The following is a 13,435-nucleotide window of genomic DNA, read 5'->3' on the forward strand; positions in this document are numbered from 1 at the left end:
CCGGCGAGCGCCGGCCGGTGCCGCCTAACGCCGTGCCAGTTCCGACTTCCGGTACGAGTAGGCGAAGTAGACGACCAGGCCGACCAGGAACCACACGGCGAACCGCACCCAGGTCTGCCACTGCAGGAACGTGATCAGCCAGATCGAGAACACGATGCCCAGCGCCGGCACGAACGGCATCAACGGCGTACGGAAGGTGCGCGGCAGGTCGGGCTGCCGGTAGCGCAGCACGATCACCGCCGCGCAGACCACCACGAACGCCAGCAGGATGCCGATGTTGGTCAGCTCCGCCGCCTCGCCGATCGGCAGGAACCCGGCGATCGCGGCGGAGGCGACGCCCACGATCCAGGTCACCCGGGTCGGCACGTGCCGGGTCGGGTGGGTCTTGGCGAACCACTTGGGCAGCAGCCCGTCGCGCGACATGGAGAACCACACCCGCGTGACACCCAGCATGAACGTGAACATCACGGTGAGGATGCCGATGATGGCGCCCACCGCGATCACGTCGGCCAGGGAACCGAGCCCCACCGACTTGAACGCCGTCGAGAACCCGCTCTCCGGGTCGATGCCCTTGTAGTTCTGCATGCCGGTCAGCACCAGGCACGCCCCCACGTACAGCACCATCGAGATGATCAGCGAGTAGATGATCGCCTTCGGCATGTGCCGCTGGGCGTCCTTCGACTCCTCCGCGGCCGTCGACATGGCGTCGTAGCCGAAGACCGCGAAGAACACCGTCGCCGCCCCGGTGAACGCACCGCCGACCCCGTAGGGGAAGAACGGGTTGTAGTTCGCGGTGTCGATGTGGAAGACGCCGACCGCGATCACCAGCAGCACCACCAGCACCTTCAGCACGACCACGACCATCTCGAAGCGGGCCGCGTTGCGGATGCCGAGCGTCAGCAGGTACGCGATCAGCAGGCACAGCACCGCCGCGAACAGGTCGACCCGGTGGCCGTCCCCGGTGCCGGGCGCGCCCAGCATCCAGGTCGGCAGGTCGGCGCCCATCTCGCCGACCAGGAAGCTGAAGTAGCCGGAGATGCCGATCGCGACCACCGCCACGATCGCCGTGTACTCCAGGAGCAGGTCCCAGCCGATGAACCACCCCACCAGCTCGCCGAGGACCGCGTAGCCGTAGGTGTAGGCGGAGCCCGCCTTCGGGATCAGTCCGGCGAACTCGGCGTACGACAGGGCCGCCGCCGCGCTCGCGACGCCCGCGATCAGGAAGGAGACGAGGACCGCGGGCCCCGCTGTGCCGTTGGCGACCGTGCCGGCCAGCGTGAAGATGCCCGCACCGATGATGCCGCCCACGCCGATCGCGGTCAGCTGCCACAGCCCCAGGGAACGCTGCAGGCCCCCGCCGCTCTCCGTCTCCTCGATCTGCTCGATGGGTTTGCGCCGGAGAACACCCTCACCCATACGGAACCGGGCCATGCGCCTCACCTTTTCGTGATCGGCAAACGGCTGACGGTGGATCATGATGACGCAGACCCGCCCGCTACGGAAGGCACGACGCACATCCGTCCGCCGTGGAGGGCCCGTCGCACACCTGCCGACTGCGAAGGCACGACGCACCCCCGCCGGCAGCGAAGGCACGACGCACACCCGCCGGCCGTGGGGGCGCGACGAGTACCGGACCCCGCGGGTGCTACGGCACCACGGTCACCGGCCAGCGGCCCGCCTTCACCAGCCGTACGGCGACGGAGCCGACGAACCGGTGGCCGGCCTGCTCGGAGGCGCCCACCACCACCGCGTCCGCCTTCAGCCGGTCGGCCGTCTGCACCAGGCCGCCGTACGGATCACCGCGGAAGGTGTGGAACTCCCAGCGGACGTCGAATATCCCCCGGACGCGCTCCGCCGCCTCGCGGATGTGGACCACCAGTTCCTCGGCGATCTCGTCGGTGGTCTCCGCCACCGGCGCCCCCAGCACCGCGCCGCCCGCCAGCACCGGCTGCACGTACACCACGGCGAGCAGGGCCCCCTGCCGCCGGGCCTGCCCGCCGGCGTAGGCCGCGGCCCGCAGCGAGGAGTCGGAGCCGTCGACGCCGACGACGATGACCTTGGGTCCGTCCGTGCCACGTTCGAACTGGTGGTGGTGCTGTTCCGTCACGCGGCGAAGGGTATCGGAGTCGTCCGCGATCTTGGTCCGGGCGGGTGGTTCCGTGCCGCCGCGACGGTGTTGCTCAGGTGCGGCGCGCCGCCGGCGGGCGACTGATGGGTCATGAAGAAGGATCAGTTGCTCTCCCGCCGCGCCCTGCTCACCGCTGCCGCGGCCGCCGGTGCGGCCGGTACCGCCGGCGCCCTCGCGGCCGGCCTGGGGAACGGCCCCGCCCGGCCGCCCGCCCCCGCCCCGGGTCCCCCGCAGGGCAGCCCGCTCAAGCCCTCCGCCTACCGTCTCCAGCCCCTCACCGGATACGGCGCGCCCCGTGCCGCACCCCGCCGGCCCCCGGTGCGCAGCGAACCGATCCTGCGCATGACGGGCCCCGGCCGCACCATGCTGCTCACCTTCGACGACGGGCCCCACCCCGAGTACACGCCCCAGGTCCTGGACACCCTCGCGAAGCACGACGTGCGCGCCACGTTCTTCGTCTGCGGCGAGATGGCCGACTACAACCGGGACCTGCTCTCCCGGATGGCCGACGAGGGGCACGTGGTCGGCAACCACACCTGGTCCCACCCGCAGCTGACACGGCTCACCCGGCGCCGTATCCGCTCCGAGATGGAGCGCACCAGCGAGGTCGTCGAGCAGGCCTACGGGGACCCGCCCCGCTGGTTCCGGGCCCCCTACGGGGCGTGGAACCGGGCCACCTTCGAACTCGGCTCCGAGCTCGGCATGGAACCGCTAGCCTGGACCGTGGACACCCTCGACTGGACCACGCCCGGCACCGGCACCATCGTCGACCGGGTCGAGGACGGCGCCGCCCCCGGCGTCGTGGTGCTCTCCCACGACGCCGGGGGCAACCGCTCGCAGAGCGTCCGCGCCCTGCGGCGCTACCTGCCCGAACTGCTCGACTCCGGCTACCACCTCACCACTCCCCGGCGCAGCCGCGTCTGACCCCGGCCCGGCCCGCCCGGCCGGGGTGCGTTCAGCGGACCTCGACCAGGCGGGCGAAGGTGACGACGTTCCCGTCGTAGCCGTTCTGCTTCGAGAAACCGCCGCCGCAGGTGATGACCCGCAATTCGGGGCCGCCCTTCGAGGCGTAGACCCGGTCGCCCGGGAAATTGTTCTTCTCGAACACCTCGATGCCGTAGATCTCGAACACCGCCGTCTTCCCGTCCTGGCGGTGCACCTCCACCTTGTTTCCCTTTTTGAGCGCCCCGAGCCCGTAGAAGACGGCGGGTCCCTGCTGATTGTCGACATGGCCGACGACGACCGCCGTGCCCTTCTCCCCGGGAGAGACCGCGCCGGTGAACCAGCCGGCCAGGTTGGGGTCCTCGGGCGGCGGTGCGTCCACCCAGCCGTCGGCGTCCAGACCGACCCCCATGACCGGCGCGTCAACTTGGATGGCGGGGACGGAGACCCGGTCGGGCACCGAGTACGCGAGCGGCGCCACGCCCTTGGCGCCGCCGTCACCGGCTGCCGTGCGGGTGTCCGAGGCGGCGGCCGAGGCCGGTTGCGGCGGGCCCACGTCGAATTCCCCGGAACCGTTGCGGATGAGCGCGAGACCGGTCAGCAGAACAAGCGCTATCACGCCCCAGGGAGCGCGCTTCCTCCGCCGCTCCTCCTCTTCGGCCAACTCGGAGTCGTACATTCGCATCCCCTCTCGACCCGGCCGTCGCCGGGTCATCCGCGCGTACGAGCACGCTAAGCGCCACGCGTGGGCCCGGCGACGGGGCGGCGGCGAACGGGTTATGCGCGCGGCTGCCCGTGAGCCATCCGGGACGCGCCCGGCGAAGATTTTCTGACGGTGCGTGACCTGCGGCGATATCCACTCGCGCGGTATCCGCCCGGTACGCCGCTCACCAGGACGGACCATTCCCGAAATGCGCCTTCGTGACCGGCAACTGAGGGTCTTTCTGGGAGGCGCTTTCTCGCCGATCGACCGGGGACGGGACCCGGGGCGTCTTCCGCGGAGGATCACATGCGCAGTACCCGTGCCCTCGCGGCAGCCGGCGCCGCGGTCGCTGTCCTCGGTCTGGCCGCCCCCGCGGCCACCGCAGGCGGCGACCACAACCAGCCGAGCAACATCGTCGCGCTGCCCAGCGTCATCGCCCGCGGCGGCCAGATGACCGTCACGGTCGACGGCTGCCCCCAGGGCGGCACCATGACCTCGGACGCGTTCCGCACCACGCACCTGACCCCGGTCAAGGGAGCCAACGAGACGTCCAGGGGCACCGCCACCATCAAGGAGGACGCCCGGCCCGGCTCGTACGACATCACCGTCAACTGCTCGGGCCGGCGGCTGACCCGCCCGGCGGCCTTCACGGTGATCGGCGGCGTCCGCGGCGGCCTCGGCGGCAGCAGTTCCAGCGGGGCCACCTCGACCGACATCGCGATCGGCGGCGGGCTGGTCGCCGCGGCCGCCGCGGGTGGCGGCCTGTTCTGGATGCGCCGCCGGGCCGAGCGGCGCTACTGATCCGTCCGTCCGTGCGCCGTACGGGCCCCGCCCTCGGGAGCGGGCCCGGCCGTCGCACGCGTCGCACGCCGAACGGGCTTCGCCCCGGACCGCTTCGGGGGTCCGGGGCGAAGCCCGTTCGGTGCGGGCGCCGATCCGGTCGGGCGTCTCGTCCGGTACGGTCAGGCACCGCGTTCGCCGGAGCGGCGGCGCGAGAGGTGGTGAGCGGTGCCCACCGAACCGGCGACGAGCAACGCGCCGAGCCCGATCTGCTTCAGGTCGAACCCCGCGATGCTGCCGCCCTCCCCGGCGTGCACGCCCTTGGAGTGGTGGGGCTCGGGGGTCGGACGGTGCGAGCCGCCGCCGGCGATGGTCAGGTCCACGGTGCCGGACCTCTCCTTGCAGGCGAACGCCACCCGGTAGACCGCCCCGGGCCGGGCGTCCCGGTCGACCCGGGCCGTCGCCGACGACTCGTGCCGGGGGATCGTGACGGTGTCGAACACGGGCGAGGTGACCGTGACACGCCCCCGGCAGCCGGCGGCGCCGCGGCCCACCCCCAGCGTCACCTCGCCGCCCGGCGCCACGGTGGCGGGGCGGACGGTGAAGCCGAAGGTGTCCGAGCCCGCGGCCCCGGCCGGTGCACAGGCGGAGAGGACGGCGACGCCGAGCAGAGCGACCGAGGCGACGGGTATCGCGCGCATGGTGAATCCTCCGGGTCTCCGAGGAGCGGCGGGCGGACCTGTTCCGCACGCGCGGGAAATGCACCTCGATGCCCGAAACGCTAGGAACCCGGGCGTGTCGACGCGATCGCTGTCGGGCGAATGGGGCACGCGTGTGGGCCGCTCAGGGGACGCGGCGGCGTGTCGACGGCACGTCGGGCGTGCCCTCCGGGCGTCCCCCGAGCACGGCCCGTATCAGTCCCCGGCCCCCGGGAAGAGGCTCAGGAAGGGTTCGGTCGACGCCGCGACGCCCCGGCTGAAGGGTGCGTCGAAGTCCCAGATCAGGAAGAGCAGGAAGGCGATCAGCGCGGAGAACAGCCCGGCGAGGACCAGTTCGCGCGGCGTGCGCCGGATCTGCAGTGCGAAGACCATGCCGATCGTGATGACGGCCCCGGCGATGAGGCCGAACCACACCACCCCCGGCATGGTCGCGCCGGTCGACTGCGCACGGGCGGTGCGCGCCTGGTCGGCGATGGTCACCTGGTCGAGCAGCGGCTGGTAGGCCTGGGCCTCGAAGTCCGACTTCGGCTCGTAGTCGGTGACGTCGGCGCGGACGCGGTCGAGGAGTTCGGTGCCGCGGTCGGTCAGGTCGTCGTGGTCGGCCATCGCCTTCCACTCCGTGGTGACGACGTGTCCGACATAGGCGTTGACATCCTCCCGGATGCGGTCACGGACGTCGGGCGGATAGGCCCGGACGCGTTCGGAGATCTCGTGCAGTGCCACGGCCTCCGTCTGCACGTTGTCCTGGGCGGCGCTGCGCGCCTCCCAGACACCGGCGATGGCCAGGCCCAGGACGATGGCGTACACCACGCCGATCCACATCGTCATGTACTCGATGACGTCCGGCGTCTCGGTGGTGTCCTCGTCGTCGGAGGCCGTGCGGTGCCGCAGGAGGGTGACGATGACCACCACGACGCAGGCGGCCAGCATCGCGAGGGTGAGAACAAGCCATTCCGGCAAGACGGGCTCCAGGGTTCAGCGCGCACGGAGCGCGGCGACGGCGACCACCGCGGGCACGGTGATGAGCAGGACGAAGACGAGCGGCGAGGTGGTCCCGCGCGAGGATCGCCGCGGGGGCCGGGCTGTACGGTGCCGCGGGTAGTGCACCGGGGTCATCGACGGCCGGGGCGTGGGGGTGGCCGACGGGGCGGTCGCGGGCGGGGACGGCCGTTCCCGCGCGGGCGCCCGGGTGGGGCCGGGCGTCCGCGCGGGGGCCGGTTCGGGCGCCGCGGGCCGGGCGGGGGCCGGCCGCGGCGGTGCCGGCGGTGGCGGTTCGGGCTTCGGCGCCGGAGGCGTGGAGGGTGGCTCCGGCGCGGGCGGCGGGGGAGAGGGCTTCGGCGGGGGTGGTGTGGGCGGCGGCGGTGTCGGAGTGGGTGGCGGTGGCGGTTTCGGAGAGGGCTTGCCGCAGGGTGGGAAGGTCGGCCAGGAGTGGCTCCCGGCGACCGCCACCGCGTCGGTACCGCCCGGTCCGGTCGAGGCGTACGCGCAGGCGTCGGCCCGCGCGTCGCCGACCGGTGTGCCGACGAGCGTGAACGTCAGCGTCACCAGGGCCAACACCCGTCCGGCTACGGCGGATCGGGTCGGTTCGGGTCCATGCACGACGCAGATCATGAGGCCTGGCGCACCCGGCCACGCCCGAGTGACCGGCGATTGCCCCGAAGGAGGGAAACGGGCCGCCCGGCGGTTTGACCTCCGCCGATCCGCCCGCCGCGGACCCCGCACGTCTGAGCGAGGCACGCGGGACGGTCGTTCGCGCGTCCTGCGCCGGCCGGTGACCCGACGGCCCGTGCCGGGCCCTCCGCCGGGACCGGCCCGCGGGCCGGGCGTCCGGAAAGAGTCCCGTGCGTCCGAAAAGAATCCCGTGCCGTGTTGAACACAACCGGCACCCCCGTGCGTACCCAGTGTCGTGCGGCGACCGGCAGGGGCGCCCCAACACCTTCGCGATGATCGGGGAATGACGATGAAGACCTCCTGGCGGAGCGCCTCACTGGTGGCGAGCGCTGCGGCGGTGCTGGCGCTGACGACGGGGTGCGGCGGCCAGGACGGCGGCGCCGCGGCCGGCAGCCAGAACGTGGGGGCCACGGCCTCGCCCGGCGACGTCGGCGAGATCGGCACCGGCGCGGACGACGGACTCGGCGCGAACGGCGCCCAGGCGTCGGCGAGCGCCCCCGAACCCGCGGGCAAACTGTCGGTCACCGCGAACGCCGAGATCGGCGAGCTGGTGACCGACGGAGCGGGCCGCACCCTCTACCGGTTCGACGCGGACACCGCCAAGCCGCCCAAGACGACCTGCGAGAACGACTGCGCCACCGCCTGGCCCCCGGTGGCCGCGGACGACGCCCTCGCCGGGGAGGGTGTCGACAAGGCGCTGCTCGGCGAGGTCACCCGCCCCGACGGCACCAAGCAGCTGACCATCGGCGGCTGGCCCGCGTACCGCTACGCCAAGGACACCGCCGCCGGCGACGTCAAGGGGCAGGGCGTGGGCAAGAAGTGGTACGCCCTGGCCGCCGACGGCAAGAAGGCCGAGGCCGAGCCGGCCGCCGGGCTGTCCACCCGCGAGGACCCGAAGCTCGGCGAGATCGTCGTCGACAAGAACGGCATGACCGTCTACCGGTTCATGAAGGACGAGGCCTGGCCGAAGCCGGTGTCTGCCTGCACCGGTGCCTGCCTGGACAAGTGGCCCGTCGTGGCCCCCGTCGAGACCAACGACACCGAGGGCGTCGAGAAGAAGGGCCTGATGAGCTTCACCCGGCCCGACGGCGCCGCCCAGCAGACCATCGACTGCTGGCCGATCTACACCTTCGCCGGTGACAAGGCGGCGGGCGACACCAAGGGGCAGGGCGTGGGCGGCACGTGGTACGCGGTCGCGCCCGACGGAAAGCCGGTCGGCGCGCCGAAGAAGTAGCCACTCCCGCCGGCCGTTCCTCGCCGCGCGCGACCAGGTGGACCGTCCTCTCCGTAACCGTACGGAGGGGGCGGTCCCGTTCGTGCGTGTTCGGGGTACATGGGGATGCTCTGGGCCGCCCCGATTCCCGGCATGTGCCCTTGGCAGTGACCGGGAACGGACGGTCAATTTCCGTTTGGACTCGCCCGTTTGGCGGACGATCAGTAGCCTCAGCTCGAACACCAGACCGCCTACGCCTTGGAGAGCCAGATGGAGCGTCCCGCCTGGGTCCCGCGCAGCATCGACATCTCGGTGCCCAGCGTGTCCCGGATCTACGACTTCTACCTGGGCGGTTCGCACAACTTCGAGGTGGACCGCGAAGCGGCCCGCAGGGCCATGGAGTTCATGCCGGGGCTGCCCAAGATCATGCAGGCCAACCGGGCGTTCATGCGCCGGGCCGTGCGCTTCGCCACCGAGGAGGGCATCGACCAGTTCCTCGACATCGGTTCGGGCATCCCCACCTTCGGCAACGTCCACGAGGTGGCCGCGCGCGCCCGTCCCGGCGCCCGTGTCGTCTACGTCGACCACGACCCGGTCGCGGTCGCGCACAGCGAGGCCGTCCTGGCGGACCTCGACGACGCGGACGTCGTCGTCGCCGACCTGCGGGGGCCGCGGGAGATCCTCGCCGCCCCGCAGGTGGAACGGCTGATCGACCTGAATCGACCGGTGGCCCTGCTGCTGGTTGCCATACTGCACTTCGTGGAAGACGCGGACGACCCGTACGCGGCGGTCGCCGAGCTGAGCGACGCGCTCGCGCCCGGCAGCCTGCTGGTGCTCACCCACGCCTCCTACGAGCACGTCCCGCTGCCCGCCGAGCAGGCCGGCGGAGCGGTGGACGTGTACAAGGACATCCGAAATCCGCTGATCATGCGTTCGCGCGACGACATCGCACGGTTCTTCAAGGGGTACGACATGGTGGAGCCCGGACTGGTTCCGATGCCGCGCTGGCGGTCCGAGCAGGCGCCGGAGGACGAGGACCCGTACGCGTTCTCGGGTTACGCCGGCGTGGGACGCAAGGCGTGAGGGCGGAGCCGGACGGGCCGGAGGACCGGCTGCGCCGGTTCGCGACGATCTGGAGCCGGGCCGTCTTCCCGGCGACCTCCACGTCCTCCACCCGGATCGAGTTCGAGGAGCAACTGCTGCCGCTGGCCCGCCGGCTGAGCGAGGTGCTGCGCGCACGGACCTTCGACGCACCGGAGGCCAGGGCGGTCGGCGGCGCGCTGGTCGACGCCCACTGCACCGACCCCGAAGCCCTCTCCCGGACGCTGGACTGCGTCGACGCGTACCTGGTGCTCTACTGCGGCGACGACGGCGACCCCGAGGACCTGCGGGCCCGTTCGGCGCGGCTCCAGCATGCCATGGCCGCCGGGTTCGCCGGGGCGCTGCGGGCCAGGACCCTCGCCGAGCAGGAGGCCATCGCGCAGGCCGCCCTGAAGGCCCAGGGCGTGGTGGCCGAGGCGCTGCACGCCAGTGAGGCGCGCTTCCGCGCGGTCTTCGAGGGCGCGGCGATAGGCATCGGCATCGCCGACCTGGACGGCAACGTCCTCCAGGTCAACGAGGCGCTGATGCGCATGTTCGGCGTCGCCGACCCGATGCTGGGCGGACGCCGGGCCACCGAGTGGACGCACCCCGAGGACGCGCCGCAGACCTGGCGCCTCTACGACGAACTGGTGCGCGGCGAGCGCGAGCACTACCACGTGGAGAAGGCCTTCTACCGGCCCGACGGCACGGTCCTGTGGACCAACCTGACCGTCTCCCTGCTGCGCGACGCCGACGGCGTCCCGCAGTACCAGCTGGCGCTGATGGAGGACACGACGGAGCGGCGGCTGCTCAACCTGCGCCTGCGCTACGAGGCCACGCACGACGCGCTCACCGGTCTGCCCAACCGCAGCTTCTTCTTCGAACGCCTGGAGAAGGCCCTGGGCGCCGGTCCCGAGCAGCGCTTCGGCCTGTGCTACCTCGACCTGGACGGCTTCAAGGCCGTCAACGACAGCCTCGGCCACGCGGCCGGCGACCGGCTGCTCGTCGAGGTCGCCGACCGGCTGCAGGCCTGCGCCACCGCACCCGGCGAGATGGTGGCCCGGCTCGGCGGTGACGAGTTCGTGGCGCTGACCACCGGCCGGGACACCCGGCGCGAGGTCGACGAGCTGGCCGGACGGATCATGAACGCGCTGCTCGCCCCGGTCAGCGTCGAGGGCCGTGAGCTGACCGTGCGCGGCAGCATCGGCATCGTGGAGGGGGCGGCCGGCGAACGCAGCCCCGCGGAGGTGCTGCGCAGCGCCGACATCACCATGTACCGGGCCAAGTCGGCCGGCGGCAACCGCTTCGAGCTGGCCGACCCGGAGGCCGACGCGCGCGTCATCACCCGGCACGGGCTGACCACCGCGCTGCCCGCCGCCCTGGACCGGGGCGAGTTCTTCATCGAGTACCAGCCGCTGGTCCACCTCGGCGACGGCACCGTGAGCGGGGCCGAGGCGCTGGTGCGCTGGCTGCACCCGCAGCACGGCGTGCTCGGCCCCGACCGCTTCATCCCGCTCGCCGAACACACCGGCCTGATCGTCCCGTTGGGCCGCTGGGTCCTGGAGCAGTCCGTGCGCCAGGCGCGCCTGTGGCGGGAGCGGTACGGCGAGTCGACCGCCGCGGGTCCGATGCGGATCAACGTCAACCTCTCGCCCTGCCAGCTCACGCACCCCGGGCTGGTCCAGGACACCGTCGACATCCTGGAACGGACCGGCGTCGCGCCCGACGCGCTGTGCCTGGAGGTCACGGAGTCGGCGCTGATCGGCGCGGACGACGACCTGCTGAAGCCGCTGCGCCGGCTGGCCGAGATGGGCGTCGACATAGCCCTGGACGACTTCGGCACCGGCTACTCCAACCTCGCCAACCTGCGCCGGCTGCCGGTGAGCGTCCTCAAGCTCGACCGGTCCTTCACCCAGAGCATGCAGCAGTACCCGGCGGACCCGGTCGATCTGAAGATCGTCGAGGGGATCGTCGCCCTGGCCCACAGCCTGGACCTCACGGTCACCGTGGAGGGCGTGGAGACCGGCGCCCAGGCCGAGCAACTGCGCGTGCTCGGCTGCGACACGGCCCAGGGCTGGTACTACGCCCGCCCGGGCCCGCCGGACCGGCTGCACGAACTGGCCCTGGTCGACGCCACGGGCTGAGCGGCGCCCGGCCCTGGACTGGGGCAGGCCTACGACTGGGCCCGGCCCACGACTTGGGCCGACCCGCGGCTGGGGGGCGACCCACCGCTGGGGCCGGCCCGCGGCTGGGGCCGGCGATGTCGGCGGCGGCCCTACGCTCCGGCGCGGGCGGCCTCGGCCACCTCCGTCGCCGCGCGCACCAGGGCCGCGACCGCCGTCGAGCGGGACTGCCCGGGCCAGGCGAGGGCGAGCACGACCGGCGGGGCGTCGGTCACCGGACGGTAGGCGACGCCGGGACGCGGATAGCGCACGGCGACCGAGGCGGGCAGCAGCGTGACGACCTGTCCGAGGGAGACGGCCGTGAGTACCTGGGCCAGATCGCCGTGGCCGCGCAGGGCCTCGTCGATGTGCCGCTCCACGGAGCCGGCGTCCAGCCCGAGGTCGGCCAGCTCCAGCCGGTCCCGGGCGGCCAGCGGGTGGTCCGAGGCGAGGACGGCTACGCGCGGTTCGACGGCCAGCGTCTCGGTGTCCAGACCGGCGCCGTCGAACGGCTCGTGGATCAGGGCCACGTCCGCCTCGCCGGCGCGCATCAGCCCCGGCTGCTGCCGCCAGCCGCACAGCCGGACGGCCACCGGCACGGCCCCGGGGTCGGCCGCGTAGCGCGCGAGGATCGGTTCGAGCAGTCCCGCGTCCCCGTCGGCCTTCATCGCCAGGACCAGCTTCGGTTCCTGTGCCGCGCGCCGGGTCCGCCGACCGGCGGCCTCCAGGGCGTCGAGCGCGACGCGGGCCTCGGTGAGCAGCACGTCCCCCGCCGGGGTCAGCGTCACACGATGGGTGGTCCGCTCGAACAGGGTGACACCCAGCTCGGCCTCCAGGCGGCGGATCGCCCGGGACAGGGGCGGCGGGGAGATGCCCAGCCGCTCGGCGGCCCGGGCGAAGTTGAGCTCCTCGGCGACCGCCACGAAGTAGCGCAGAGAGCGTGACTCCACGATCCGCCTCCCCTCGGTGTTGCCCTCAGGGTAACAACCGGGACCCGATCGGTCCTTCAGTTCCAGGGGCCCCGCGCCCAGGATGGAAGAGCGCCGGGGACGCGTGCGGAACACCTTCCCGCTCCGGCGCGAACCCCTCGTCACCTGTGTGTACTTCCTCTCTCCTGAACCGGAGCCGTGCCTCGTGATCGTCATCACCACCCCGACCGGCGGAATCGGCCGCCAGGTCCTCGACAACGTCCTGGACGCCCTCGACACCCGCGGGGACGGGACCGCGGTCCGCGTGATCGCCCGGGATCCCGGCCGCCTCACCGCCAGGGCCCGCGAGCGGGCGGAGGTCATCAAGGGCTCGCACGCGGACGCCGACGTCCTGGGCGCCGCCTGCGACGGTGCCGACCAGGTGTTCTGGCTGGTCCCGCCGGACGCCCGCGCCCACAGCGTCGAGGACCACTTCCACGCCTTCTCGCTGCCGCTGTGCGAGGCGATCGCGCGGCACGGCGTCGCCCGCGTCGTCGCCGTCTCCACCCTGGGCCGCGGCGTCGCCGAGAACGCCGGGCAGGTCTCCGCCTCGCTCGCCGTGGACGAGCGGATCGCCGCCACCGGCGTCCACTACCGCGCGCTGTGCCCGCCCTTCCTGATGGAGAACCTGCTCGGCCAGGCGAAGTCCCTGCGCGCCACGGGGGAGCTCCGCATGGCCTACCCCGCCGACCGGATCCTGCGCACCTGCGCCACCGGCGACATCGCCAGGACGGCGGCCCGGCTGCTGCTCGACGACTCCTGGACCGGCCGCGCCGACGTCCCCTTCGTGGCCCCCGACGACCTGACCCCCGAGGGCATGGCGGAGGTCCTGTCCGGCGTGCTGGGCCGGCCGGTGCGCGTGCGGGAGTCCACCCCCGAGGAGTACCGGGCCTCCGTCCGCGGCCTCGGGGCGAGCGAGGACGTCGCCCGGAACTACGCCGACATGGCCTCGGCGATGAGTACCCAGGGCTTCTACGGCGCGGCCGAGCCCGGCACCCCCGACACCGCGCCCACCGGATTCCGCCGCTGGTGCGAGGAGGTACTCCGGCCGGCCGCGCTCGCCTGACCC

The 13,435-nt window shown here is 73.0% G+C and carries 12 protein-coding genes; 6 read left to right on the forward strand and 6 right to left on the reverse strand.

Translation table 11 applies throughout. The features are described 5' to 3' along the window. Nucleotides 1–24 precede the first annotated feature (24 nt). Together IG94_RS0119945 and IG94_RS0119950 are read right to left on the reverse strand one after the other, a co-directional pair. Nucleotides 25–1,431 (reverse strand): amino acid permease, encoded by a 1,407-nt coding sequence (locus IG94_RS0119945; protein ID WP_031038427.1) that lies wholly within the window; start codon nucleotides 1,429–1,431, stop codon nucleotides 25–27. Nucleotides 1,432–1,645: 214 nt separating this feature from the next. Next, entirely contained in the window at nucleotides 1,646–2,107 is a 462-nt protein-coding gene (locus tag IG94_RS0119950) for a universal stress protein (RefSeq protein ID WP_031038430.1), read from the reverse strand. Between the two features lie 111 nt (nucleotides 2,108–2,218). Between IG94_RS0119950 and IG94_RS0119955 the strand changes: the two genes are divergently transcribed. Further along, entirely contained in the window at nucleotides 2,219–3,052 is an 834-nt protein-coding gene (locus IG94_RS0119955; protein ID WP_031038433.1) for a polysaccharide deacetylase family protein, read from the forward strand. 31 nt (nucleotides 3,053–3,083) lie between these two features. Here IG94_RS0119955 and IG94_RS0119960 read toward each other — a convergent pair whose 3' ends face one another. Continuing rightward, a complete protein-coding gene (locus IG94_RS0119960; protein ID WP_031038436.1) occupies nucleotides 3,084–3,749 on the reverse strand; it encodes a class F sortase in 666 nt (221 codons plus the stop codon). A 330-nt stretch (nucleotides 3,750–4,079) separates the two neighbouring features. Between IG94_RS0119960 and IG94_RS0119965 the strand changes: the two genes are divergently transcribed. Further along, nucleotides 4,080–4,574, forward strand: a complete 495-nt coding sequence (locus IG94_RS0119965; RefSeq protein ID WP_031038439.1) for a membrane protein — start codon at nucleotides 4,080–4,082, stop codon at nucleotides 4,572–4,574. A 161-nt stretch (nucleotides 4,575–4,735) separates the two neighbouring features. Here IG94_RS0119965 and IG94_RS0119970 read toward each other — a convergent pair whose 3' ends face one another. Together IG94_RS0119970 and IG94_RS0119975 are read right to left on the reverse strand one after the other, a co-directional pair. Next, nucleotides 4,736–5,254, reverse strand: coding sequence for a hypothetical protein (locus IG94_RS0119970; protein WP_031038442.1), 519 nt, complete (start codon nucleotides 5,252–5,254; stop codon nucleotides 4,736–4,738). A gap of 213 nt (nucleotides 5,255–5,467) precedes the next feature. Beyond that, nucleotides 5,468–6,232 carry a bestrophin-like domain gene (locus tag IG94_RS0119975; RefSeq protein ID WP_107060617.1) on the reverse strand — a complete coding sequence of 255 codons (765 nt, stop codon included), beginning with the start codon at nucleotides 6,230–6,232 and terminating at the stop codon, nucleotides 5,468–5,470. A gap of 1,000 nt (nucleotides 6,233–7,232) precedes the next feature. Between IG94_RS0119975 and IG94_RS0119985 the strand changes: the two genes are divergently transcribed. From IG94_RS0119985 to rmdA, 3 genes are all read left to right on the forward strand, one after another. Continuing rightward, entirely contained in the window at nucleotides 7,233–8,177 is a 945-nt protein-coding gene (locus IG94_RS0119985; RefSeq protein WP_031038448.1) for an SCO0930 family lipoprotein, read from the forward strand. Between the two features lie 249 nt (nucleotides 8,178–8,426). After that, nucleotides 8,427–9,239 (forward strand): SAM-dependent methyltransferase, encoded by an 813-nt coding sequence (locus IG94_RS0119990; RefSeq protein WP_031038453.1) that lies wholly within the window; start codon nucleotides 8,427–8,429, stop codon nucleotides 9,237–9,239. Beyond that, complete coding sequence (rmdA, locus tag IG94_RS0119995) at nucleotides 9,236–11,380, forward strand: cyclic Di-GMP phosphodiesterase RmdA (RefSeq protein ID WP_031038470.1); 2,145 nt, start codon at nucleotides 9,236–9,238, stop codon at nucleotides 11,378–11,380. Before IG94_RS0119990 ends, rmdA begins: the two co-directional genes overlap by 4 nt. Before the next feature lie 131 nt (nucleotides 11,381–11,511). On the opposite strand, the gene IG94_RS0120000 is transcribed toward rmdA, so the two are convergent. Continuing rightward, nucleotides 11,512–12,348 carry a LysR family transcriptional regulator gene (locus tag IG94_RS0120000; RefSeq protein WP_031038474.1) on the reverse strand — a complete coding sequence of 279 codons (837 nt, stop codon included), beginning with the start codon at nucleotides 12,346–12,348 and terminating at the stop codon, nucleotides 11,512–11,514. 184 nt (nucleotides 12,349–12,532) lie between these two features. Between IG94_RS0120000 and IG94_RS0120005 the strand changes: the two genes are divergently transcribed. Next, entirely contained in the window at nucleotides 12,533–13,432 is a 900-nt protein-coding gene (locus IG94_RS0120005) for an NAD(P)H-binding protein (RefSeq protein ID WP_031038476.1), read from the forward strand. Nucleotides 13,433–13,435: the final 3 nt, after the last annotated feature.

The organism is Streptomyces olivaceus, assembly GCF_000721235.1.
Taxonomy (GTDB): domain Bacteria; phylum Actinomycetota; class Actinomycetes; order Streptomycetales; family Streptomycetaceae; genus Streptomyces; species Streptomyces olivaceus.

Bases quoted from the DNA above. Each gene is read 5' to 3' on its own strand.
- IG94_RS0119985 (WP_031038448.1), top strand. From the start codon at position 7,233: ATGAAGACCTCCTGGCGGAGCGCCTCACTGGTGGCGAGCGCTGCGGCG.
- IG94_RS0119955 (WP_031038433.1), top strand. From the start codon at position 2,219: ATGAAGAAGGATCAGTTGCTCTCCCGCCGCGCCCTGCTCACCGCTGCC.
- IG94_RS0119970 (WP_031038442.1), bottom strand. From the start codon at position 5,254: ATGCGCGCGATACCCGTCGCCTCGGTCGCTCTGCTCGGCGTCGCCGTC.
- IG94_RS0119990 (WP_031038453.1), top strand. From the start codon at position 8,427: ATGGAGCGTCCCGCCTGGGTCCCGCGCAGCATCGACATCTCGGTGCCC.
- IG94_RS0119965 (WP_031038439.1), top strand. From the start codon at position 4,080: ATGCGCAGTACCCGTGCCCTCGCGGCAGCCGGCGCCGCGGTCGCTGTC.
- IG94_RS0119960 (WP_031038436.1), bottom strand. From the start codon at position 3,749: ATGTACGACTCCGAGTTGGCCGAAGAGGAGGAGCGGCGGAGGAAGCGC.
- IG94_RS0119945 (WP_031038427.1), bottom strand. From the start codon at position 1,431: ATGGCCCGGTTCCGTATGGGTGAGGGTGTTCTCCGGCGCAAACCCATC.